Source organism: Brevibacillus sp. AG162 (assembly GCF_006715575.1).
GTDB classification, from domain to species: domain Bacteria; phylum Bacillota; class Bacilli; order Brevibacillales; family Brevibacillaceae; genus Brevibacillus; species Brevibacillus brevis.
Window position 1 is genome coordinate 87,715 of the sequence record NZ_VFNO01000014.1, and the last position, 22,171, is coordinate 109,885.

The following is a 22,171-nucleotide window of genomic DNA, read 5'->3' on the forward strand; positions in this document are numbered from 1 at the left end:
ACAAAATGGGCTTGCCCGGGAAGGGAGAACCTTATTTATGAAACGTTCTGTAGCGATTCTATCTTCGGCTGTTCTGGTCGTGGCACTCATGACTGGTTGCGGCGGAAAAGCAGAAGAAGCGAAACAAGATCCAACAACTCCAGCGAATCAGACAGATGGCGGCAATCAAGCTGCTGCTAACGATCCTTTGGTACAATTCCCTAAACTCACTCTGCCTTACGCAGCAGATCAGAAAGCTGCCATTGTAGAGTATCAAGGGGGAACTGTAACAGGAAAAGAGTTCGAAGAGTTCCTGCGTGTTATTAACTTCATGAACCCACAACAAGGTACCATGATTGAAATGGCTGATAGCAACTCACTGAAAGCTTATGCTCGTGAGTATACAGCTACCAAGGTTTTGGCTAGCCGTTCTGACGCTGCTATGAAAAAAGAGTCCAAAGAACTCGCTGAGAAAACCTTCGAGAAAATCAAAACGCAGTACATGGGCTTTTTGGGCAAGGATGAAGCCCAATTCAACAAGCTCTTAGAAGGCCAAGGCGTAACGAAGGACATGATCGTAAATCAGATGGATCTGATCAACCAGTCCATCAATGTGATGAAAAAGAATATCGACGATGCTACGCTGAAGCAAACCTATGATCAAATGGACAAAGCTTCCCGTACCGTTGCTTCTGTTCGCCACATCCTGATCTCTACCGAAAAGCGCAAACCAGAAGAGGCGTTGAAAATCTCCAACGACTTGGTAGCGCGCCTGAAAAAGGGTGAAGACTTTGCGAAGCTGGCAACAGAGTTCACAGATGACCCAGGCAGCAAGCAGTCTGGAGGCTTGTACGCTGACCAGGATGTAACCCAATGGGTACCAGAATTTAAAGAAGCATCCCTGACACAAAAAGTCGGTGAAGTTGGCCCGCCAGTAAAAACTGATTTTGGTTACCATATTATTAAGGTCGAGAATCGCAAAGAAAAGACCTTTGATGAGATGAAAGAGCAGCTCCGCGCAAATTCTTTGGAGAAAGCGTACGACACTTTCGCCAAAAACGAGCTGGACAAGCTGATTACGAAATTCAACATCCCGCAGTCCAAAAATGATGCTCCGGCAAAGAAATAAGAAGTCCGAAGAAAAACAGGGAATTCGTTTCCCTGTTTTTTCGTTTTCTCGCATATTCTTCAAACATGGGCAAATACTATTATCACTCGCTACCACCCGGGGGAGAGTAATTGAAGCAACTGGCAAAAATTGATACCATCACCCATAGTTAAAATTAGAATTTGAGGAAAAAATACAACTAACCAACCACCATCTATTCACTACCCACTTCTCAGGGAAAGCGAGGCAACAAGACATGAAAGCAACTGGTATCGTTCGTCGAATTGACGACCTCGGTCGGGTCGTGATTCCTAAGGAGATTCGTCGTACACTGCGCATTCGTGAGGGCGACCCGCTTGAGATTTTTGTGGATCGTGACGGGGAAGTCATTCTCAAAAAGTATTCACCGATTGGAGAGTTGGGTGATTTTGCAAAAGAGTACGCCGACTCTTTGTATGAAAGCATGAATCATACCGTACTGATTTCAGACAGGGATAGTGTCATTGCAGTGGCAGGTGCCTCCAAAAAGGAATACTTGGAGAAAGCAATTGGCAGTATTGTCGAGAAATGCTTGGAGGAAAGAAAAACCCGACTGGAGAAAAACACAGGCTCTTATGAAATTTGTCGTGACATGAACGAGACATATGGCTCGTTCGTCGTCGCACCGATTGTAGCAGGAGGCGATCCAATCGGGTCCGTGATCCTCCTCAACAAAAACGAGTCAACCAAGATGAGTGATTTGGAGATCAAAATGTCGGAAACAGCGGCCGGTTTCCTGGCAAAGCAGATGGAGCAGTAGGATCGATCAGCAAAAACAGCCTCGTACCCCGGGGCTGTTTTTCTTGTGCCTATGGCCTTGTGGTATAATGAACGAAGTTTTAGGTTGGAGAGGAGAAATTTCACGCACATGGCTCAAACAAAGGCTTCCGTTCAATTTGTGAAAGGCGCGGCGATACTTGGAATTGCCGGTCTTGTCTCCAAGCTGTTAGGCGCTGTATACCGCATCCCATACCAAAACATTGCCGGAGATATCGGCTTGTACGTATATATGCAAGTATACCCGCTGTACACCACGTTGTTGATTCTGGCGACGGCGGGTTTTCCCATCGCCATCTCCAAGATCGTCTCAGAGCGCGTTGCTGTCGGGGATGCGATCGGGGCGCGCAGGGCGTTTCGAGTAGCCAGTATATCGCTGGTCGTTCTCGGGATCTTTTTCTTCTTACTGTTATATGGAGGGGCACCTATGATTGCCCGTATGATGGGTGATGAGCATTTGATTACCCCACTCCGAGCGGTAGCTTGGTCACTGCCGTTGGTGCCGATGGTTGCGATCTTGCGCGGCTATTTTCAGGGGCATCAAAATATGATGCCGACAGGCGTTTCCCAGGTTGCTGAGCAGCTTATTCGCGTGATTTTCATCCTGATCGCTGCATTCTGGGCGATGAACGTGTACCAGGACCCGTACCTGGCTGGTACAGGTGCCGTTTTTGCTGCTTTTCCAGGTGCCATTGCTGCTATTCTCGTCTTGCTTTGGTATTGGAGAGGGGACAAGAAGATGGGTCAGCTGTCCATCGGTCAGGTTCAGCAATCCTCAGCGCATTCGTGGACCAATCGTCAAATATTACGTCATCTTTTGACCTATGCCGTTCCGATTTGTATGGGCGCACTGGTTCTGCCGCTAGTTCCGCTTGTAGACTCGATGACCGTTGTCAATATGCTGCAATGGAGCGGGACTGCTGAGGACTTGGCCAAGCTTTTGAAGGGTGCATTTGACCGTGGTCAGCCACTCATTCAGTTTGGTACATTTTTCGCCACGTCCCTGTCGCTGGCATTAGTGCCTGCGATCAGTGAAGCGGTTGCCCAGCGTCAGCATCAATTGATCTCTCATCGTTCCGAAGTCGCGATTCGACTGACCTTCCTCTTAGGATTGCCTGCTTCCTTTGGACTTGCTCTGTTGGCGGAGCCGATCAACGTTATGCTCTACGGAGACAGCAATGGTACCGAGGCCCTCGCTGTACAGTCCTTCACGATTATTTTCGCCACGGTGAGTATTGCCAGCGCGGGGATTTTGCAAGGCTTGGGACGTGTAATGCGACCTGCCCGCAACCTGTTTATTGGTGTATTGGTAAAGCTCATCCTCAATCTGGCGCTCGTCCCGTTCTGGGGTATATCTGGTGCAGCAGTGTCCACGGTTTTAGCTTATTTGGTCGCCATGGGACTGAACGTTCTAGCGGTAATCAAATACACGGGAGCACACATCGGAATGCGCCAAACGGTGAAAAAGCCATTCATTTCCGTCGTAGTGATGTCGATTGTCGTTCTGATTGTGGAGTGGCTCGCGAATACAGTGCTCGGCAGTGCCGGACTTTCGAATCGCTTGTTCCATACGCTGGTAGGCTTGATTGCTGTCAGTTCAGGAGCATTGGTCTATTTGCTGGCGCTTTTGAAAACGGGTGGACTCACGAGAAACGATATTCAATTTTTGCCAAAAGGAAAGCAGATTGCTTCACTGTTAACGAAATATAAGCTCCTTCCAGCGGAGAAAGCGAGAATGAACGAAAAGGAGGCGTGACGAGTGGAAATGAAGAATAAGACCATTACCGTAGTCGGTCTTGGTGCCGGAGATTTGGACCAGCTCCCTTATGGCATCTATCGTACGCTTAAAGCAGCCAAACAACTGTATCTGCGCACGAAAGAGCATCCGGTCGTAGCCGAATTGATCATCGCAGAAGGCATCGCGATTGAGTCCTTTGATGATGTATATGAGCAGCACGATACGTTTTCCGATGTGTACACCGATATTGTGGAGCGGCTTTTTTCACGCGTAAACGAAGCAGGCAGTCTTGTCTATGCCGTGCCAGGTCATCCTTTGGTGGCGGAACGTACCGTGCAGCTGTTGTTGGCAGAGGGACCAAACCGTGGCGTAGAAATCGAAATTGGCGGCGGACAGAGCTTTATTGATCCGTTGTTTGCCCGCCTACATATTGACCCGATCGAGGGATTCTCTTTGCTGGATGGGACCGCGCTCGCTGCTCATCAAATATCACCGGGGCTTCATACGATTATCGCGCAAGTGTACGATGCCTTTGTAGCCTCTGATGTGAAGCTGACCTTGATGGAAGTGCTGCCGGACGATTACGAGGTGACGGTAGCGACTGCCGTAGGGGTAGCGGGGCAAGAAATCATTGAGACAGTGCCGTTGTATGAACTGGACAGACTCGATCATTTCGGGAATTTGTCCCTGGTGTATGTACCGCCGACGAAGGACGAGAAGGTATCGTACCGCCAATTCTCCTACTTGAAGGAGATCGTTGCGATCCTGCGCAGTCCGGATGGATGCCCGTGGGATCGCGAGCAAACACATCAAAGCATCCGCAAGAACTTGATTGAAGAGACGTACGAAGTTTTGGAGACGATCGACGACGATGATCCAGATGCGATGTGTGAGGAGCTGGGTGATTTGTTGATGCAAATCATGCTGCATTCGCAGATGGCAGCCGAAGACGGATATTTTTCGGTAGATGATGTTGTCGCGACATTGAATGAAAAGCTAGTTCGTCGCCACCCGCACGTATTTGGGGAAAAGAGCGCGAATGATTCCGAGGAAGCCTTGGCGAATTGGCAGGAAATCAAAGCACAGGAGAAAGCGGCAAAAGGTATCGATGTAACGGTTCAATCACAGTTGGCGGGAATTCCGCGCGACTTGCCAGCCCTGATGTATGCGTATAAGCTGCAGAAGAAAGCTGCCCAAGTTGGCTTTGACTGGGACGATATTGCAGACGTGTACAAAAAGGTAGAAGAGGAATACCGCGAGCTGCATGAAGCATCAGAGGAGGAACGCGCTGGCGAATTGGGTGATTTGCTATTTGCAGTGGTCAATCTTGCGCGCTTCCTGAAGCTTGATCCGGAGGAAGCCCTCGCACTGACCAACAACAAGTTCAAGAAGCGCTTTTCCTATATTGAAGGCAAGCTAAAAGAGGCGGGTCGTACCTTCGAGCAGACGGACCTGCAAGAGATGGACAAATGGTGGGAGGAAGCCAAACATGAGACTCGATAAATATTTGAAAGTGTCTCGACTGATCAAGCGGCGCACGCTTGCAAAAGAAGTGTGCGACAAACAGCGTGTGGAAATCAACGATCGCCCTGCAAAGGCGTCCAGTAACGTGAAAATCGGCGACAAGCTGGCGATCCGTTTCGGACAAAAAATCGTATCGGTAAAAGTAGAGGACATCAAGGAAAACCCGCGCAAGGAAGAAGCGGCTTCGCTGTATACCGTCATTGGCGAAGTTCCTGTTCCGCGTGATGAAAAAGAAGAAGACGCCTACCTCAAAGGGTAATGTGCATGCGAAAAGAGACTGCCGAGATGGCAGTCCTTTTTTAGGCTTTTTTTCCATCCGAAGGATATAATGAGAGTACCTGAAGGCATTTCCGAAGGGATGTGAGTTGCATGCAACAAAACGGAGTTCGAACGGGTTACTTCTTGTCCATTTCGCTTCTGTTATCATCTATCTTGTACTTTTTTGCCTCAAACTGGCCGCTCATGGTCAGGGAGCAAAAGATCGGCGTCAGTGTGGCAATCCTCGTTCTTTTTTATTTATTATCCTATGGACTGCGTTTCATCAAACGACATACCTTTTTGAGCAATTGGCTTCTGGTGGCTGGAGGCTTGGCTTTTGGCATCAGTGTGGCTTTGTTGGGGCAAATATACAATAGTCATGCCGACAGCTATATGCTGTTCGTCGTATGGCTCATTCCGAATTTGCTATTCGCGATTTTGACCCGGTATCAACCATTCTATGTCATCAGCTATGTCCTTGCTCATTTGGCGATTTATTTCTTCCTCGATCCGTCTGTTATCCACGTCATCCGTGAGGACGTCTGGTGGTTCATGATGTATTGGTTGATTGCCTTGGGAAATATCGTCTTGTTCTGGCTAACCTCTACGGGGAAATTGCATTCCAAGCCGATTTACTACTTGTCGTTTCTGACGTTTTCCGTCAGTCTTTTCGGCTCATCCTTCACCGAAGTGTATGGTCCGCTCCCTGAGCTTTTATACGTCCTGACGGGCGGGATCCTGTTTGTCACGTTTTTAAAATGGGTGCCGAGCCGCGGGTTTCTGATTGTGACGGCCTCACTGCTCTCGCTGTTTGTGCTCGTTCAGTTCATATCCTACATGGTGAAGTATTTCTCAGAGAGCTTCTTTGTTTTGATGTTGCTGCTGACCGTACTCATTGTCTGGGGGGCAGTTGCAGGGATTAATTGGCTGCGCAAGGAATCTGCGCATCAAAAAAGCAAATGGGTTGTGTTTTTCCAAGAGGCATTCACGGTTCTCGTCACAACCATTGCCGCATCCATTGGAGCCATTTCGTTAACAGGTCTGCTTTTTCTGATCATGGAAGAAGAAACAGTTATTGATTTTCTGTTTTTCCTTTCATTAATTGGCTTTATTGGCCCTGTGGTGTTTATGAGCAGGATGAATGCAACGGTACGATATACGCTGCTTACAATGGGGTACATATTGGGTGTCGGTTCGGTTCTCTTTTTAGAAGGAGCTTATTGGATCGTTTTCCTGTTGGTCCTGTTATACGTGTGGAAAGCTGTCTCTGCCATTCCGGCGCGGCTTTTGACACAGCTGATCTTTTTAGCTGTTCTGGCTACGAAGCTGGATGAGTACCTGCCTTCCTTTGAATTTGTGCTCTTGATCATATTTGCTACGCAGATGGCGATGCATTACGTAAAGCAGTTGCCAGTCGTTTTGCAAAACAGCTCGTTGGTGTACGCCTTACTCTCGCTTTTGATCCTGACAGAGGAAGGGTTTCAATCAGTCTCCATAAATGTGGTAGTGAATCTGGCTTATTTCGCAGTCAGCACGTATTTGTTGTACCGGACATTGCATCAGCAAAATAAGGTGAGATTCGGCATCGTGCTCGGTTTTTGGTTTGCCTTTCTCCTCATGAAGTACTACGACATGCTATGGAGCTTGCTGCACAAGTCACTGAGTCTGCTTCTGCTCAGCCTGGTGTTTTTCATCGCTACTCTGTGGTGGGATCGAAGGGCGAAAATCGAGTGGCCGAATAGCGAGCCTTCCCTTTTTGTAAGAAAAACGCTTGTATTGCTTCCTGTCATTTTGCTGCAATTTGCTTTGATTGGCTATCAAGTATGGAGCAGTGAGGCGATCCTGGCCAATGGAAAAACGGTGAAGCTGGAGCTGGTCCCAATCGATCCGCGTTCGTTGCTGCAAGGTGATTACGTCAGACTTGGCTACACCATATCTACACTCGACCAAGAACAGGTTGACTCAGGGGATAAGATTCGAGTCGTACTGCGCCAACAAGCAAATGGCTTGCACAGCTACAGTGGCTTTTATGAGATCGATGGTCAATGGAATCGTACCTACGAGCCTCAGCCATCGGATGTGGTGATTAATGGAAACACAATCGGTTCCAATCGGGTGGAATACGGCATAGAAAGCTATTTTGTCCCAGAAGGAACCGGACTTGAGGTGGAGCGGAATGCCAAGTATGCCATCGTGAAAATTGGCGAGAGAGGCGATGCCATCCTGGAGAGCCTGTCGAACCAGTAGACATTCCAATAGAAGAAGCTGCCTGTGTCATCGGGCAGCTTCTTTTGCATGAGGGAGTAATCATTCGTTGGAATACATTTGCAAAACGACTGAGTGGGTGAGGATGACGCCTATTACCCCAGAGAAAAGGTGAGGCCGGGCCATGTAAGAGCTTCGCAAATCATCTTATACAACGGTATTCAACATGACTTCGCTTTTCGTCAAGCAATCAAGCATTTGATGGAGGCAGTGTCTTTCCATTTCACTTGATGATAAAATAACTTTTCCATCCAAAATGACACCACCTTGTAAGCGCGTCACGTAAGCTTACGGACGTCCACACTCCTGCACTGGTTACGAGCTGTTAAGTAAGAATAAGGAAAAGGATGGTGAAAAATGATGTCCCGAAAAGTTCCTCCTAGATTGGTTTTCGAAATAGTTAGTGTACAAGGTACGCCTATATGGTAGTATGGAAAAGAGCTTTCTATATTATGGAAATATGGAAAGGGGTATTAGCTTTTGGAAAAGGAAAGAATAGTACTTTATGGTGGGATCTACGGACTATGTTTGTCGGTTATCTTAAGCTTGATTTCAAGCATCGGGACTGCTCCCATTTTACTTTCGGGAGGAAACCTGTTAAACGTATTCCTTTGGATGTTTCTCACTAGTTTTATTCCTTTTACTGTTATTTATGCTCTGTTAGCAAAGAAATTAAGTAATGTAAGTGGAAAAAGGCTATGGTTATTGGCAGCTATAACTGCTTTTATAATCGTTCTTCTTGCTGGGTCTTTAGGTGCAGTAATAGTAGAATCTTATCAAAGTGGTTATGAAAATGTGAATATTCTCGGATTTGTTTATGCTGCACCAGTCTATTCACTTATCCTCCTCCCAATCACTTGTCCAATAATTGTATTAACATTTACAATATGGAAGAATATTAAAGAGTCATATAAAATAAGATGATTTGTTGACAACAAGTAGATAAAAACCCAGCCCTATCTTATCGATAGGGCTGCTCTTTTTTTTGTAGTTCTACTTTTTGTAGAATGCACGAAAGCATTGAAATAATAGCATCGTATTGTTTTTCTTTTTCAAAAAGTTCTTCATATCTCTTCCTCGGCAATGTAATATTTTCACTTTTTATACAATTACACATTTTAGCTTCTCCTTTCTTTTATTTGTCCAATGTTTTGTTATAAGAACCATCTCCTTTATTGCAGAGGAGTTGGTTCTATCTTTATAGGAAATAAAAAGAATTGAAAAACAACTAATTCTGGAGAGTTCTTCAAAAAAATTATGTATTTTTGAAAAATAAATTTGGAAATATGGTTGTAAAAACGTATCTAATTTTTCCTTTATTGTTGAAGAGAAAGACGAGAAGGATTCGAAGTGTAAGGGGGATACATTTCGTGTCTGATCTCCTCAGTCTTTTTCCCAAAACTATAATAGGGAGAGGAATTGAATGGCTAGATTAGTGAAATTTAGATTTGCAACTTTTATTCCGCATGATTGGGTACTGGCATATGCATATCCGGTTGGTGATGATTCTTGTTCAGTGTTCTATAAGGGGGATAACCGAGAGGCATCTCCAACGGGAACATATCGGACAGCACAAGAGATATGGGTTGACTTTGACCGCCGCACGGTTACACCCTACAAAAATACTGGGGTTACCCACCAAAAAGTCGAATGCTCAAACGGACAAAATAGCACAGACCAAGGTCAAATTTCTAATAGTTGCTTGGAGTATAAATGGGAATTCTGGGGCGCCAGTTATGTAAAGTTTAGGCTGGTGTGTGCGTGCGGCAATCCTTTAGAACCTGCGGCACCAGGAATCGATTATGTGTTAGATGTTAAAGTGTGGAGTAATGGTGGAGTAGAGGTAAGTGGCGAACATGATGGATTTCCTGCATACGAAATGTATAAACAGGTAGATAATGGTCAATGGCAACGGTTGTTTCTGCACGATCCCCGAGAGACTGGTGAATATTTGCAAGATTTAGCTCCTCCAATGGATCATAAAATTTATGTAGATAACTAATTCTGATAAAATGGCTGTCCCAAAAGATATGAAAATGGTCTAGGGATAGCCATTCTTTATCTCCTTGTAGGTCATAATTGGAATTAATTCTTTTTGCTTGCTTCCAAATAAAACACTATTTATAGCCTAACTTTTGCTGGCTCTTTTATAAAAATGGTTGCGTTTTACCTTCTATATTTACCTAGTAAGTAGGCGGGTGATGAGTATGAGTGATGAGATATTGATAAAAAAGTGTAGAGAGGTTTTACGTAGGATTGCATGGCGCTTGCAATATCAAGTAAAAAAACTTTCCACTCGAGAACTTCCAATCATAGAAAATATCTGTGGGCAGAATCTAATATCTTCTGTAGATTCTAAGTTGCATGTTGAAGAAATGTTGGATTCCCTTCCATCTAAAGCAAGATTCATTATTAAGCAAGTAGTGATTAATGGAGTTTTGGAAGAAATAGTCGCACAGCATTTAGGTATATCACAACAAGGAGTAAACAAATACAAAAGGAAATATTTAGGGTTACTTCGAAAAAAATTAGAATCTAACCCGACAATCAGTTAAGTTGTTGGCCCTCCAGTATGATATTATCCCCTTCTGAGTAGACAGTGTAAAAAGCCCGCCCATCTAACAGTGGGTGGTACACTCTACTTGGAGGGGATTTTCTCATAGCTAAAAAAGGTCAAACATTAGGAATTAGTCCATTATCTCTTATATACAATCCCGAATCTAATTTTCTATTTCCTTCAATAAATAAATCTATACGGCACTGAACAGTGGAGATAGAAATGAGGTCCCTCTTTCAAACTGTAAGTAAAATCATTCGTTACCAGTCTGTAACCCTTTCCTGCCGAACATTTCCTATCATAGTAGGGAATTGTAGAGAAGGAGGCGTTACCGTTGAACAAAAGCGTAAACAAAGGGATCTCAGTGCTGCTGGCCACTGCGGTACTGGCAAGTCCACTGATGCTCGAGCCAAAAGCGGCTTATGCTCTCTCTATCGAGGATGTTTCTGCAGACGATTCAGATGTGGATGAGGAAACAGAATATACGATTGAGTTTGAAATCAATAAGGAATTAACAGCAGGGGATAGTATCTACGTTAGATTCCCTTCAGATTATTCGGTAGATAAAAAGCTGAGAACATCAGACATCACGCTTGAAGATGACGATGATGATGAAATCTCGATCGACAGTGTATCCGTCAGCAAAAATGTAGTTGAGATCGAAGTCGATGAAAGGATCAGAAAAGGCACTGTTCTCACATTGACAATTGATAACATCACCAACCCGGAAGACAAGGGCAGCTATGAGATCGAAGTAAAAACGAGTGAGGAAAACAGCTACAAGGGTAAAAAAATCAGCATCGGCAAATCTTCGAGCAGTAGCAGTAGCAGCAGCAAGGGCGACTTCGAGGCGTCTCAGAGCAGTAAAAATGCCGAGGACGGAATCTCTTTAACGCTCGGAAAATTTAATCTCTCCTCAAAAAGCAAGCTGAAAGAGGGGAAATACATTTATGTCAATTTCCCTTCAAGGGACATGCTGCCAAAGAGCATCAGCAAGTCTGAGGTGAAGGTAAACGGGTACAAAGCAGATCATGTCTCCAATCTCGATGACGACTCAATTCGGATTGAAATTCCGAGTGGTGCAGATGGCGATAGCTACATAAAACTAGAATTCACTTCTTCAGCGGGAATAGTAAACCCATCCAAACCAGACAAGTATTATTCGTATGAAATTGAATATGACAGCAAGAAATACAAGTCAAAAGATGTAGAGATTACAGGCATAAGCAATACGCCATTCACCGTTTCTTTGTCGGACAGTTCAGCTGGAGCACGCACGAGCTATACGTTTGAAGTGGATCTTTCCTCCAAGCTGGGGTCGAACGCAGAAATCGAAGTGGAATTCCCAAGTGGGGTAACTGTTCCGCCGATTCTTACCAGCAATAGCGTCACCGTCAATGGTGCTCAAGTGACGAATGTAAGCGTGTTGGGAAATAAGATTTATTTCCGCACGCCATACGGATTCAATAGCACAAATCGCGCGAGCATCAAGTTTGCCTTCGAAGGCTACTTGACCGCTCCGAAAACAGCGGGAACATATACCGTGGCGGCTAAGATCGACAACAAGACCTATAAGTCGAAGGAATTCCAAATCACAGGAATGACTCCACCAGTCGCGGTGGATAATACATTGGCAACGGTTGGGCTGACGAGAGCGACTGCCTCTACTCCTGCTGGTATTTCAATCGGCATCAAAGCCATGGGTGCTCCGATTGTTCGCAATCAGGGCTTCATTGAAGTCGTATTCCCAGTTGGCTTCCGTGTTCCAGCCTACTTGCCAGCGAACACAGTAACGGTGAACGGTGTGGCTGCTAGCTTTGTTGGTGTGCGCGGACAAAATCTGATTATTATTCCTGCCCAGGATATTCCTGCAAAAACAGCAGCTCAGGTCAATATCGCCGAGACAGCTGGCATTGTGAATCCGGCTTCTCCAGGTGTGTACAGCATTGGCGTCTACAATTCCGAGGAAAGAGGCTTGCTCTTCTCTCGTCCGGCGACCATTGTGGCTCTGAATGGCGTGAGCTTCAAGCAGAACGTTGCTTCCTTTACGAAGGCTGGTAAAACCACTAAACTTGCAGTGGCACCGTATACCGTAAATGGCAACACGCTGATGCCAACTACGTTTTTCCGTGATGCCCTCGGGTTTTCGATCAGCTACACCAAAACGACTGCAAAAGTTGTGAGCGGCAATACAGTTATGCAATTCAAGGTCGGTTCAAACGTAGCAACCATCAATGGAAAAAATGTAACGCTGCCAGCAGCGGTACAACTGAAAAACAACGTTCCTACCCTGCCTCTTAAAACCATCACGGAGCGTACGGGTTACAAAATCATCTATGTGAACGGGAACTACACCGTTTACAAATAAGGACAGTCTGGCAAAACCCCGTATTTATACGGGGTTTTCTTTTGTGAAAAACATCTCGATGTTTTTCATTAGAGGTAATGCGACCGCTTGCGGTCAACAAAAACCGCTTTGGCCGTTTTTGTTCTAACAGGACATCCCTCCCCATACGATAGTACAAGAAGGGTACGTGAGGAGGGAGTAATCATGAACGATCACACGAGACGGCCACGCCATGAAGTCGTGATGATTAATCGTCGCAGCTTAGCGATATCGGGAGTAAAAAACGTCGAAAGCTTTGACAGCGAAGAATTCCTCTTGGAGACGGACGGCGGCTTTTTAACCATACGAGGCCAAAACCTGCATATGAAAAATCTGAGTCTGGAAACCGGAGAAGTAGCGATCGAGGGGCTCGTTCACGAGATGGCCTATCTGGAGCAAGGGCAGGCCGGCGATCGGTCGAGAGGATTCTTCGGCAAGTTATTCAAGTGAACATCGTCATCCAGTTGCAGACGGTATTGGCCATGTCGACGTGTGGTGCACTGATGGGGATGGGATTCGATACGTACCATGTATTTAAGGGAAAGGCCAGACTGCCACTCTGGTTGGTCTTTTTCTTTGATATCCTTTTTTGGGTGGGCAGTATGGGCGCTGTCTTCTTGATTTTGGTGAAAGTGAACGACGGGATTATTCGGTTTCCGATATTTTTTGGAATGATATTTGGCGCGTGGCTGTACTTCTTAATAGGTAGTAAGAAGTATATCCTTTTCTTGCACCGCGTGATAAAATTCTGTCAGTGGTTTTACCGTACGGTTGTAAAAATTATAGACACCCTGCTTGTACGTCCTGTGCTTTTTCTTATCCGAGTGATCATCATGGTGCTGGCATTTTTGTATTCCGTGTTGCTCGCGATCCTCGGCTTTTTGTGGAAAGTGACGCGTTTTGTCACCTCTCCTTTTGCCAGATGGGGTCAGCATTTGGGGAAAAAAATGTACGGAAAAACAACAGGAATTTGGACCAATTGGAAGAATTGGTTTCACTCAAAGAGAAAACGGGAGTAGATTCGAGGTGGCGTACTGATGAAGGAAGCAAGAACCTCTTCCATTAATCGAAAAGGGCAAAGAAGGAGAATGCGTCTCTTTTTCTTTGTGATCCTGTGCTTTTTCGTCTGGACTAGCTATACCTTGTTTTTGCAAAGTGGCGAGTTGTCCAAGAAGGAGACAGAGCTGGAATCCTTGAAGCAAGAATCAGCGGTCTTGCAGCAAAAGCAAGAGGATCTGACCTATGAAGCAAGCCGGCTAAACGATCAGGAGTACTTGGCAGAGCTGGTACGTAAGCGAATTTTGTTTACCAAGCAAGGCGAAAGCATCTATATCATTCCGGATTGAGTATACAGCTGATCTTCAACGAGAGGGAGGCATTCCGCGTCATGGAGATCAAGGTCGGGAGCATACTGGAAGGGAAAGTCACGGGTATCACCAAATTCGGAGCGTTTGTTCAGCTGCCGGGCGATGTGACAGGACTGGTGCATATTAGTGAAATTGCTGACGTTTACGTCCGGGATATCCATCAATTTTTAAAAATAGGTGACATGGTAAAGGTAAAAGTCCTCAGCCTTCGTGAAGGCAAGATCGGGCTTTCTATCAAAAAAACAATGGAAAAGGAACGGCCACCCCGCTATCAGCGGGAGCGAAGCGAAGGCTTTGAAGAAAAGCTGAGCCGCTTTTTGAAAGAAAGTGAAGACAGGCAGTCCTCCTTGAAGAAAAGCGTGGAAAAAAAGGGCGGCAGTCGGTCTTTTTGATTCGGAAAATTATGATTTTTCTTTCTTTGTGAAAAGCGCATTTTGACTGTAAAAAAAGGAAGGTCATTTCAAAGTCTTGACGAATACAGTATCCTAAGCCCGTTTCGCAAAGCGCGAATCACCTGTCAGCCGACGTTATCCGCCATAACGTCGGTTTTTTTTGTCCATTTGCGCCACTGAATTTGTCGCACGATTCTGTGAATATTCATTGGATTTTTGACAAATTTTACAATGCCCCCTCCGTATAATGGAGAAACACATTGACCAAGAACGGGGTGGAGCGAAATGATTGCGAACAAAAACGTAACACAAGCCGGACAGGCTTGGACGCGGCAAGTGTCCGATCGAATGGGTACCACTACCCAGACGTGGGGAGAAAAAGTAGCAGATTTCATAGAGAAGTGGAATGTTCTCCCCATCCTTATGGGCTTCTTATTGGGACGAGCTCTGATTGTGGAGGAGCTAACTCCCTTTGCTATACCGTATTTCATTGTCATGTTTTATATTCGTCGAGATTGTTTGCTTGTCACGGGGATGGCTCTTATTATCGGTGCTTTTACCCAGTCGGTGCCAGTTGGACTGGAAACCGCTTTGAGTGTGATACTTGCCTTGTTTGCCTGCAAACTGATGAATAAAATGCGTAAGAAAGATTTTTCACGGACGCCTTTGCTGGTCGTCGGGACAATTTTCATCAGCCGTCTGTTGTATGCAGTTCTGACCAATCAGGTAACGACCTACGAGCTCGTGATGGTAGCAGTAGAAGCGATTCTTGGCTTTGTACTGACGCTCATCTTCATTCAGTCCTTATCGATCATTCATTTGGCGAAGCCTTATGAGCCTCTCAAAAATGAAGAGATCGTTTCGCTAGTCATTTTACTGGCTTCCTTGATGACGGGTACTGTGGATTGGATGGTCGAAGGCATTTCGATGGAGCATGTACTTTCACGCTACTTGCTGCTCGTCTTTGCTTTTGTCGGTGGTGGCACGATCGGTGCGGCTGTTGGTGTGGTTACGGGTCTCATCCTCAGTCTGGCTAATGTGAGTGCTCTTTTACAAATCAATCTGCTCGCTTTTTCCGGTCTTCTGGCAGGCTTGCTAAAGGAAGGCGGCAAAGTGGGCGTATCCGCAGGCTTGTTGATCGGTACGGCTATTCTTGCGATTTACGGTGGAGCAGAAGAGACACTCTACTACTCCTTGATTGAAACCTCTCTGGCGATTGTGCTCTTCATTCTGACCCCTGCCGCTCTTTGGAAAAAAGTAGCCCGATTTATCCCCGGGACTCCCGAGAATCTACAATCCCATCAAGAATACATGCGTAGAGTCCGCGATGTGACAGCGGGAAAAATCCAGCAATTCTCCGATTTGTTTACACAACTATCCCATAGCTTTGCCCAGACAGCCGATCCAGAAGAAATAGAAGAACAGGCCGATGCCTTTCTTAGTCGTGTATCTGAATTCACCTGCCAGAAATGCTGGAAAAAAGAACAATGCTGGGAAAAAGATACGCAATCGACCTATGAGGGAATGCGCTTTTTAATGGAAAAAGTGTACGAGCACGGTACCTTGGCCGGCGTTACTCCGCCGCGTGATTGGGAACGCAAGTGTGTCAAAACCGAAAAGGTTATGACTGTGATGGAGCAGGAATACGATCGCCAGCAGTCGTTTGACCAACTGAAAAAGCAGGTAAAGGAAAGCCGAATGCTTGTAGCTGACCAGCTATCGGGAGTCTCTCGTGTCATGAGTGATTTTGCCCGGGAAATACAACGGGAGGGCATGGAGCTGAGCTTTCAGGAAAAGCAGGTCTCACAAGCATTGGAGGGCTTGGGTCTGTCGGTACGCCGCGTAGAAATACACAGCTTGGAAGAAGGGAAGGTCGATATCGAAATCAGTCAGCCTACTTGCTATGGCCGCGATGAATGCGCGAAGATCGTGGCTCCCATGCTCACGGAGATTTTGGGAGAAAACATTGTGGTTCGCGAGCGGCATTGTGAAGCGCAAAAAGACGGTTCATGCACGATGTGCCTTGCTTCCGCCAAAACATATGAGATCGATATTGGGGTTGCAGGTGCAGCCAAAGACGGCAAGCTGCTATCTGGAGACAGCTTCCGCACGATGGATTTGGGTAATGGAAAAATGGCGCTGGCGATCAGCGATGGAATGGGAAATGGCGAGCGGGCATCCATAGAGAGTCAATCCGCCCTCGATATGCTCCAGCAGCTTCTGCGTTCTGGTATGGACGAAAAAATTTCGATCAAAACCGTTAACTCCGTTCTCGCCCTGCGCTCCAAGGAGGAAATGTTCGCGACGGTGGACTTGGCTCTGATTGATCTGCAAACAGCTCATACCCGTTTTGTAAAAATCGGCTCCACCCCGAGCTTTGTCAAAAGAAATAAAGATGTCATCACGATCACCGCCAATAACCTGCCAGTGGGGATTTTGGAAGAAATCGAGGTGGATGTCGTGTCCCGTATGCTCAAGCCAGGTGATTTGCTCGTCATGATGTCCGACGGCATCTATGAGGCGCCGCGCCATATTGAGAACAGGCAAGCGTGGATGAAGCGAATCATCAGCGAACTGGAGACGAATGATCCACAGGAGGTCGCTGATTTACTGTTGGAAAAAGTCATTCGCCAGCATTCCGGACAAATTGTCGATGACATGACCGTGTTGGTGGCGCGAATTGACCGCTTTGTACCACAGTGGGCTGCCATCGCGGTACATGGGATGGAGAAGCTCGAGCGTCCACGGATTGTGAGTTAGGAGTATGTTTTCTCTATTACCCGTCGATACTGTTGCTAAAAATACCCTGCGAAGTGAAGTGGATGAATGGTCGCTACACGGAGCTGGGACTGACAAAACAGATCGAATGGGGAGATTATTGTGAAAGAAGCGACACTTCGTCAAATACTGGTAGTGACAGACGGCTGCTCCAACTCGGGGATGAGTCCCGTTGCTGCAGCGGCATTGGCACGGGAGCAAGGAATTACGGTTAATGTGATTGGCGTAATCGACAAAAGTGAGCTGGGTGAAAAAGGGGAGAAGGAAATCAGGGATATTGCGGAAGCGGGCGGTGGACTCTGCGACATCGTGTACCCCCAACAGCTTGCACAAACGGTACAAATGCTGACGCGAAAAGCAATGACGCGCACCATTCATCAAGTGGTCAATAAAGAATTAAAAGAGATTTTGGGCGATTCCGGAATAGAGGAGCTGGCACCTGATAAAAGAGTGCAGGTTGCCGGAATGGTTGACGAGTTGGGTGAAAAAAGCAGCTTGAACGTCGTGATGCTGGTGGATACTTCAGGAAGTATGAAGCCAAAGCTGTCAGCTGTTCAGCAAGCGATACACGATTTCAGTATTAGTCTACATTCGCGGAGCGGACAAAGCCGAATGGCGGTCGGTTCATTTCCGGGGAAACAAAAGCATCTTGATATCCGTATTCCGTGGACAGAAAAAGTCGAGCAGGCCCATCAAATTACGAGTGATTTGGCGATGAGCGGAATTACTCCTACTGGCCCTGCCATCGTAGAGGCAATTGCCCTGTTTGAGCAGGATAAGCTCCCACGCTCGCTGCAAGAGCGTTACACCGACCAAGATGAAGAGGACGACTCGAACGGAATGCTGCGTGACCATGTCTTTTAAGGCAGCCACCCCCGACCTGCCCAAGTATTTTACAGGAAAATGGAACAAAAAATCGTACCACGTCTTACGGGAGTTGGGGCGTGGTGCAAACGGGACCGTGTATTTGGTATCCCAAGGTGGCGTACAGCGCGCGGTTAAGGTCGGTGTGGAAGGCATAGACATTTTAATGGAAGTGAATGTGTTGAAAAGCACACAGCAGGGGCGGGATTCCAAAGTGGGACCGCTCCTGTGCGACGTGGACGATCTCGTTGTAAACGGGAAGGCCTGTACGTTTTATGCTATGGAGTATCTTCAAGGCCTGCAATTGGATGAGTATATCCAGCAAGCGGGTACAGACTGGGTGGCCGTGATGATGGTTCAACTGCTGGCGCGTCTCGATGTTTTGCACCAGCATGGCTATATTTTTGGTGATTTGAAACCGCAGAATGTGATGGTTACCCAAACGGACAAGCAAGTACGCTTGATTGATTTCGGTGGAGTGACCAAGCTGGGCAATGCCGTTCGGCAGTTTACAGAAGAGTACGATCGAGCTTTTTGGCACGCAGGTGATAGACGGGCTGAAGTAAGTTATGACCTGTTCTCGACAGCCGTGATGATGGTGCGTCTGACGGTTGGACCGGAAACGTGGAAAAACAGCCTTGGTGACCCACGTCACACGATATTGCTCTGTGATATAATACGAAAAAGTGACAGCCTGTACCCTTACCGGGAGCCTTTATTGAAGGCGTTTCACGGTAAGTTTTCGACCGCGAAAGAAATGCGAGCGGAGCTGTTGGCAGTCTTGCGAGATAGCATGGTTGCCAAACCGCAAAAGTCGCAAAAGAAAACGCGGACGAAAGGGAACGCAGGGGCGGGCATTAGCGGTCTTTTTGTCGCCTCGTTACTCCTATTGGCTGGCACTTTGTATTACGCATGGTTTATGTGAAGGATGTGACGGTTCGTGTCCTCAGATTTGGTGATGGATACTTGCTTGTTGGCAGGCTCGATTATTTTGAAAAACGGTGGAGAGACATACCGGACGGAAGAGACAATGGCATTGATTGCGAAGGCTGCGGGGATGGATGACGTCAACAGCTCGGCTACGCCTACGAGCATCATCCTGTCCTTCCGTTGCAGTGGATTGGATCATACAAGAATGGTTCGTACCCCCAAACGTACGACCAACCTCAATAAAATTACGCTCGTGAATGATGTTTCCCGACAGTTTGTCGGTGGGAAAATTAATTTGGAGCAAGCCTATCGGACACTGCGTGAGATCGATCAGAAAAGGCAGATCTATCCGAAATGGTTGCAGCATCTAGCAGCCGCTACGGCCAGCGGCTCCTTTTCTATGCTTGCAGGGGGAGATTGGGGCAGTCTGGTTCCTTCTGCGATGGCCGGGTTGATTGTGAATCTGAGTCAGGAATATTTAGAACAGTTTGTCCGGATGAAGTTTTTTACGGAGTTCTCCGCCGCTTTATTAGGTGGGCTTTTCGCGTTGTTGAGCGTGACGATCTTTCCACAGTTGCATTTAAGCATCATTATTATTGGTGCGATGCTTCCGTTGTTTCCGGGGATCGCCATCACCAACTCGCTTCGGGATTTGATGGCTGGTGATTTGGTTGCAGGTGTTTCACGCGGAGTAGAAGCCATGCTGACAGCTGTCTCCGTAGCGGTAGCCACAGCCATTATTCTTTCGTTTACGAGGTGAGTACGATGTTGTTACAAGGATTGGCGCTTAGCTTCGCCTCTTCAGTAGCCTGGTGTGTGCTGTTCAATGTGCCGGTTCGAACAATCGTAGCGGGTGGTTTTGCCGGAGTGGTCGGTTTTCTCGTTTACTCCATGCTTCCTATCTACGGTGCTGAGGTCTTGTTGTCGACGTTTGTTTCGGCTGCTGCTGTCTCTTTGCTCAGTCAGCTCTTATCTATTATACTGCGAGTTCCTTCTACGAATTTTAGCGTCGCGGGCATTATTCCACTGGTACCGGGATCGTTGGCTTACAAAGCCATGCTTGCCTTCGTGAATAATGATTATGTCGGAGGGATTACCCAGGCGACCAAGACATTGATGGTGGCCGGCGCGATTGCTTCTGGACTTATATTTGGAATTTCGGTTCTGACGATTTGGAAAGGAGCTCGCTATGCTGGCAAGCGTGCGCAACGAGATTGAGTCCGAGGGGCTTTTGCTTCCAGGTGAGACCATTGTTGTCGGAATTTCCGGCGGCAACGATTCTACCGCACTGTTGCATATATTGGCTTCTCTCAATAAACAATACCAGTATAATTGGAAGCTGCATGCGGTCCATCTGAACCACGGCTTTCGTGGGGAAGAAGCAAGGCAGGACGCGCTCTATGCAGAAGAGCTGTGCCGTGAACTCGGCGTAGCTTTCCATCTGTTTGAGTACGACGTTCCTGCTTATATGGAAAAAACGGGACTGGGCGGGCAAGAAGCAAGTCGCGACATTCGCTATCGGCTGTATCGAGAGGTAGGTCTGGCGCAAGGGGCGACCAAGCTGGCATTGGCCCATCATGCTGACGATCAGGTGGAAACGATCCTCTTTCGTTTTGTTCGAGGCAGCAGGTTGCAAGGACTGACTGGGATGCCGAAGCGAAGAATGCTTGCGGATTGCCCGATTGAGCTCGTGCGTCCGCTCTTGCATAAAACGCGTCAAGAACTGGAAGGCTACTGTCGGGAACATCAACTCGCCCCTCGTGAGGATAGCAGCAACCGATCGCGCAAGTATACGCGCAATCTGCTGCGTCTGGATGTCATGCCCTTATTGGAAAAAGTGAATGACAAATATCGGGAGCATATCTTGGCTACTGCAGAGGCAATCCGGCAGGACGAAGCGCTTTTAATGAGGCTGGCGATTGATCAGTTGAAAGAGGTAACGATTGAGAAAAAACCAGAAGCATTTTTGATGGACAATGACAAGTTTCAAACTTGTGACGTTGCTTTACAAAGGAGAATGATTACTCTAATATTAAGTTATCTCTCAAAACATACCGAATGGTCTTCGCAACATGTGGAGACCGTTTTGCACATGCTAGGGGGAAGTCGCCCTTCAGCGGAATTGCATTTGCCGAATGACCTGGTAGTCGACCGGGTGTACGAGCGAATCACTTTCCGTGGTAGAAAGCGACAGGATCGCATACATACGTATAGTTACGAGCTCGCCGTTCCCGGTGTAACCTGGATCGACGAGAGCAAGGCCACGGTACATATTACTTACCTGGAAGGTCCCATGGATTGGGAGCGACTCCCGGCGAATGAAGCGGTCTTTGATGCCGATCAGTTGCCAGGATCGCTGTATTTGCGTAACCGAAAACCTGGAGACCGCATCACCCTGTTTGGCTCAGCAGATGGAAAGAAGCTAAAGGATTTATTGATTGATGCCAAATTTCCGCGAGCATGGCGTGACAAACTTCCGCTTTTGACGGCGGGCGATGAGGTGATTTTGGTACCAGGTGTGCGCCGTTCCGCCGTAGCGCCTGTCCATGGACAGACCAGGCGTTTTCTACACGTGCGGGTAGAGTTTGGAGAAGATTGGCGGGAGGTTTTTTCATGAATCAAGACATCGAGAAGATTTTGCTATCAGAAGAGGATATCGCGGGTAAAGTTCGAGAATTGGGTGAGACGCTGGCTGCAGAATACAAGGATAAAAATCCATTGGTCATCTGCGTGCTGAAAGGTGCAGTCATTTTCATGGCTGATCTGATCCGTCACATGAACATTCCGTGCGAAATGGACTTTATGGCAGTTTCCAGCTACGGAAGTGGAACAGAGTCCTCTGGCATGGTGAAAATCTTGAAGGATCTCGATACATCTGTGCAAAACAGACACGTACTGGTTGTAGAAGACATCATGGACAGTGGACTGACGCTGAGCCGCTTGGTAGAGCTGTTGCGTCATCGGGAAGCTGCTTCTGTAAAAGTGGTGACTCTCTTGAACAAACCAGAGCGTCGCAAGGTTGATATTTCACCGGATTACAAGGGTTACGATGTTCCAGACGAATTCGTTGTGGGATACGGCTTGGACTATGCCGAGCACTACCGTAATCTGCCGTATATCGGTGTATTGAAGCCTGAGGTCTACACGAAGTAGGTTTGTTGTGGAGACCGTACTTTCTATGATAAAATGTGAAAAGTGTCTGTTCGTGA

The 22,171-nt window shown here is 46.9% G+C and carries 21 protein-coding genes; all 21 read left to right on the top strand.

The genetic code is table 11. The features are described from left to right. Positions 1 to 37: 37 nt before the first annotated feature. Positions 38 to 1,108, top strand: coding sequence for a peptidylprolyl isomerase (locus FB479_RS28220; protein WP_106657035.1), 1,071 nt, complete (start codon positions 38 to 40; stop codon positions 1,106 to 1,108). Between the two features lie 235 nt (positions 1,109 to 1,343). After that, positions 1,344 to 1,886, top strand: coding sequence for a stage V sporulation protein T (gene spoVT / locus FB479_RS28225; RefSeq protein ID WP_047074483.1), 543 nt, complete (start codon positions 1,344 to 1,346; stop codon positions 1,884 to 1,886). A 108-nt stretch (positions 1,887 to 1,994) separates the two neighbouring features. Continuing rightward, positions 1,995 to 3,659, top strand: coding sequence for a putative polysaccharide biosynthesis protein (locus tag FB479_RS28230; RefSeq protein WP_142067467.1), 1,665 nt, complete (start codon positions 1,995 to 1,997; stop codon positions 3,657 to 3,659). A 9-nt stretch (positions 3,660 to 3,668) separates the two neighbouring features. Next, a complete protein-coding gene (gene yabN, locus FB479_RS28235) occupies positions 3,669 to 5,144 on the top strand; it encodes a bifunctional methyltransferase/pyrophosphohydrolase YabN (RefSeq protein ID WP_185746436.1) in 1,476 nt (491 codons plus the stop codon). Beyond that, positions 5,131 to 5,424: an RNA-binding S4 domain-containing protein gene (locus FB479_RS28240; RefSeq protein ID WP_012683879.1), complete on the top strand. Its 294-nt coding sequence runs from the start codon at positions 5,131 to 5,133 to the stop codon at positions 5,422 to 5,424. Before yabN ends, FB479_RS28240 begins: the two co-directional genes overlap by 14 nt. A gap of 110 nt (positions 5,425 to 5,534) precedes the next feature. Next, positions 5,535 to 7,670, top strand: coding sequence for a GDYXXLXY domain-containing protein (locus tag FB479_RS28245; RefSeq protein ID WP_142067469.1), 2,136 nt, complete (start codon positions 5,535 to 5,537; stop codon positions 7,668 to 7,670). A 498-nt stretch (positions 7,671 to 8,168) separates the two neighbouring features. Beyond that, on the top strand, positions 8,169 to 8,612 hold the full coding sequence (locus FB479_RS28250) for a hypothetical protein (protein ID WP_106657039.1): 444 nt from the start codon (positions 8,169 to 8,171) through the stop codon (positions 8,610 to 8,612). A gap of 499 nt (positions 8,613 to 9,111) precedes the next feature. Next, positions 9,112 to 9,690 carry a DUF3238 domain-containing protein gene (locus FB479_RS28255; RefSeq protein ID WP_106657040.1) on the top strand — a complete coding sequence of 193 codons (579 nt, stop codon included), beginning with the start codon at positions 9,112 to 9,114 and terminating at the stop codon, positions 9,688 to 9,690. A gap of 205 nt (positions 9,691 to 9,895) precedes the next feature. Continuing rightward, positions 9,896 to 10,243: a sigma-70 family RNA polymerase sigma factor gene (locus tag FB479_RS28260; RefSeq protein ID WP_142067470.1), complete on the top strand. Its 348-nt coding sequence runs from the start codon at positions 9,896 to 9,898 to the stop codon at positions 10,241 to 10,243. A 336-nt stretch (positions 10,244 to 10,579) separates the two neighbouring features. Continuing rightward, positions 10,580 to 12,613: a copper amine oxidase N-terminal domain-containing protein gene (locus tag FB479_RS28265; RefSeq protein ID WP_142067471.1), complete on the top strand. Its 2,034-nt coding sequence runs from the start codon at positions 10,580 to 10,582 to the stop codon at positions 12,611 to 12,613. 183 nt (positions 12,614 to 12,796) lie between these two features. Beyond that, positions 12,797 to 13,081, top strand: coding sequence for a sporulation protein YabP (gene yabP, locus FB479_RS28270; RefSeq protein ID WP_007726414.1), 285 nt, complete (start codon positions 12,797 to 12,799; stop codon positions 13,079 to 13,081). Then, on the top strand, positions 13,078 to 13,650 hold the full coding sequence (yabQ, locus tag FB479_RS28275) for a spore cortex biosynthesis protein YabQ (protein WP_106657043.1): 573 nt from the start codon (positions 13,078 to 13,080) through the stop codon (positions 13,648 to 13,650). Before yabP ends, yabQ begins: the two co-directional genes overlap by 4 nt. An 18-nt stretch (positions 13,651 to 13,668) precedes the next feature. Continuing rightward, on the top strand, positions 13,669 to 13,977 hold the full coding sequence (locus tag FB479_RS28280) for an FtsB family cell division protein (protein ID WP_142067472.1): 309 nt from the start codon (positions 13,669 to 13,671) through the stop codon (positions 13,975 to 13,977). Positions 13,978 to 14,018: 41 nt separating this feature from the next. Further along, the gene (locus FB479_RS28285; RefSeq protein WP_106657044.1) at positions 14,019 to 14,390 is read left to right on the top strand and encodes a S1 RNA-binding domain-containing protein; all 372 of its coding nucleotides are present in this window, start codon (positions 14,019 to 14,021) and stop codon (positions 14,388 to 14,390) included. 285 nt (positions 14,391 to 14,675) lie between these two features. Next, the gene (gene spoIIE, locus FB479_RS28290; protein ID WP_106657045.1) at positions 14,676 to 17,150 is read left to right on the top strand and encodes a stage II sporulation protein E; all 2,475 of its coding nucleotides are present in this window, start codon (positions 14,676 to 14,678) and stop codon (positions 17,148 to 17,150) included. A gap of 120 nt (positions 17,151 to 17,270) precedes the next feature. Next, the gene (locus FB479_RS28295; protein WP_142067473.1) at positions 17,271 to 18,032 is read left to right on the top strand and encodes a vWA domain-containing protein; all 762 of its coding nucleotides are present in this window, start codon (positions 17,271 to 17,273) and stop codon (positions 18,030 to 18,032) included. After that, the gene (locus FB479_RS28300; RefSeq protein WP_370511713.1) at positions 18,022 to 18,957 is read left to right on the top strand and encodes a serine/threonine protein kinase; all 936 of its coding nucleotides are present in this window, start codon (positions 18,022 to 18,024) and stop codon (positions 18,955 to 18,957) included. Before FB479_RS28295 ends, FB479_RS28300 begins: the two co-directional genes overlap by 11 nt. Before the next feature lie 15 nt (positions 18,958 to 18,972). Next, entirely contained in the window at positions 18,973 to 19,722 is a 750-nt protein-coding gene (locus FB479_RS28305; RefSeq protein WP_106657048.1) for a threonine/serine exporter family protein, read from the top strand. A gap of 5 nt (positions 19,723 to 19,727) precedes the next feature. Next, a complete protein-coding gene (locus FB479_RS28310; RefSeq protein ID WP_142067475.1) occupies positions 19,728 to 20,180 on the top strand; it encodes a threonine/serine exporter family protein in 453 nt (150 codons plus the stop codon). Continuing rightward, positions 20,152 to 21,579 (top strand): tRNA lysidine(34) synthetase TilS, encoded by a 1,428-nt coding sequence (tilS, locus tag FB479_RS28315; protein ID WP_142067476.1) that lies wholly within the window; start codon positions 20,152 to 20,154, stop codon positions 21,577 to 21,579. The genes FB479_RS28310 and tilS overlap by 29 nt, the downstream gene beginning before the upstream one ends. Continuing rightward, complete coding sequence (hpt, locus tag FB479_RS28320; RefSeq protein WP_047074507.1) at positions 21,576 to 22,115, top strand: hypoxanthine phosphoribosyltransferase; 540 nt, start codon at positions 21,576 to 21,578, stop codon at positions 22,113 to 22,115. Before tilS ends, hpt begins: the two co-directional genes overlap by 4 nt. Positions 22,116 to 22,171: the final 56 nt, after the last annotated feature.

Bases quoted from the DNA above. Each gene is read 5' to 3' on its own strand.
- yabN (WP_185746436.1), top strand. From the start codon at position 3,669: ATGAAGAATAAGACCATTACCGTAGTCGGTCTTGGTGCCGGAGATTTG.
- spoIIE (WP_106657045.1), top strand. From the start codon at position 14,676: ATGATTGCGAACAAAAACGTAACACAAGCCGGACAGGCTTGGACGCGG.
- FB479_RS28255 (WP_106657040.1), top strand. From the start codon at position 9,112: ATGGCTAGATTAGTGAAATTTAGATTTGCAACTTTTATTCCGCATGAT.
- yabP (WP_007726414.1), top strand. From the start codon at position 12,797: ATGAACGATCACACGAGACGGCCACGCCATGAAGTCGTGATGATTAAT.
- FB479_RS28230 (WP_142067467.1), top strand. From the start codon at position 1,995: ATGGCTCAAACAAAGGCTTCCGTTCAATTTGTGAAAGGCGCGGCGATA.
- FB479_RS28280 (WP_142067472.1), top strand. From the start codon at position 13,669: ATGAAGGAAGCAAGAACCTCTTCCATTAATCGAAAAGGGCAAAGAAGG.
- FB479_RS28310 (WP_142067475.1), top strand. From the start codon at position 19,728: ATGTTGTTACAAGGATTGGCGCTTAGCTTCGCCTCTTCAGTAGCCTGG.
- FB479_RS28260 (WP_142067470.1), top strand. From the start codon at position 9,896: ATGAGTGATGAGATATTGATAAAAAAGTGTAGAGAGGTTTTACGTAGG.
- FB479_RS28245 (WP_142067469.1), top strand. From the start codon at position 5,535: ATGCAACAAAACGGAGTTCGAACGGGTTACTTCTTGTCCATTTCGCTT.
- FB479_RS28220 (WP_106657035.1), top strand. From the start codon at position 38: ATGAAACGTTCTGTAGCGATTCTATCTTCGGCTGTTCTGGTCGTGGCA.
- FB479_RS28240 (WP_012683879.1), top strand. From the start codon at position 5,131: ATGAGACTCGATAAATATTTGAAAGTGTCTCGACTGATCAAGCGGCGC.
- tilS (WP_142067476.1), top strand. From the start codon at position 20,152: ATGCTGGCAAGCGTGCGCAACGAGATTGAGTCCGAGGGGCTTTTGCTT.
- hpt (WP_047074507.1), top strand. From the start codon at position 21,576: ATGAATCAAGACATCGAGAAGATTTTGCTATCAGAAGAGGATATCGCG.
- FB479_RS28300 (WP_370511713.1), top strand. From the start codon at position 18,022: ATGTCTTTTAAGGCAGCCACCCCCGACCTGCCCAAGTATTTTACAGGA.
- spoVT (WP_047074483.1), top strand. From the start codon at position 1,344: ATGAAAGCAACTGGTATCGTTCGTCGAATTGACGACCTCGGTCGGGTC.
- FB479_RS28285 (WP_106657044.1), top strand. From the start codon at position 14,019: ATGGAGATCAAGGTCGGGAGCATACTGGAAGGGAAAGTCACGGGTATC.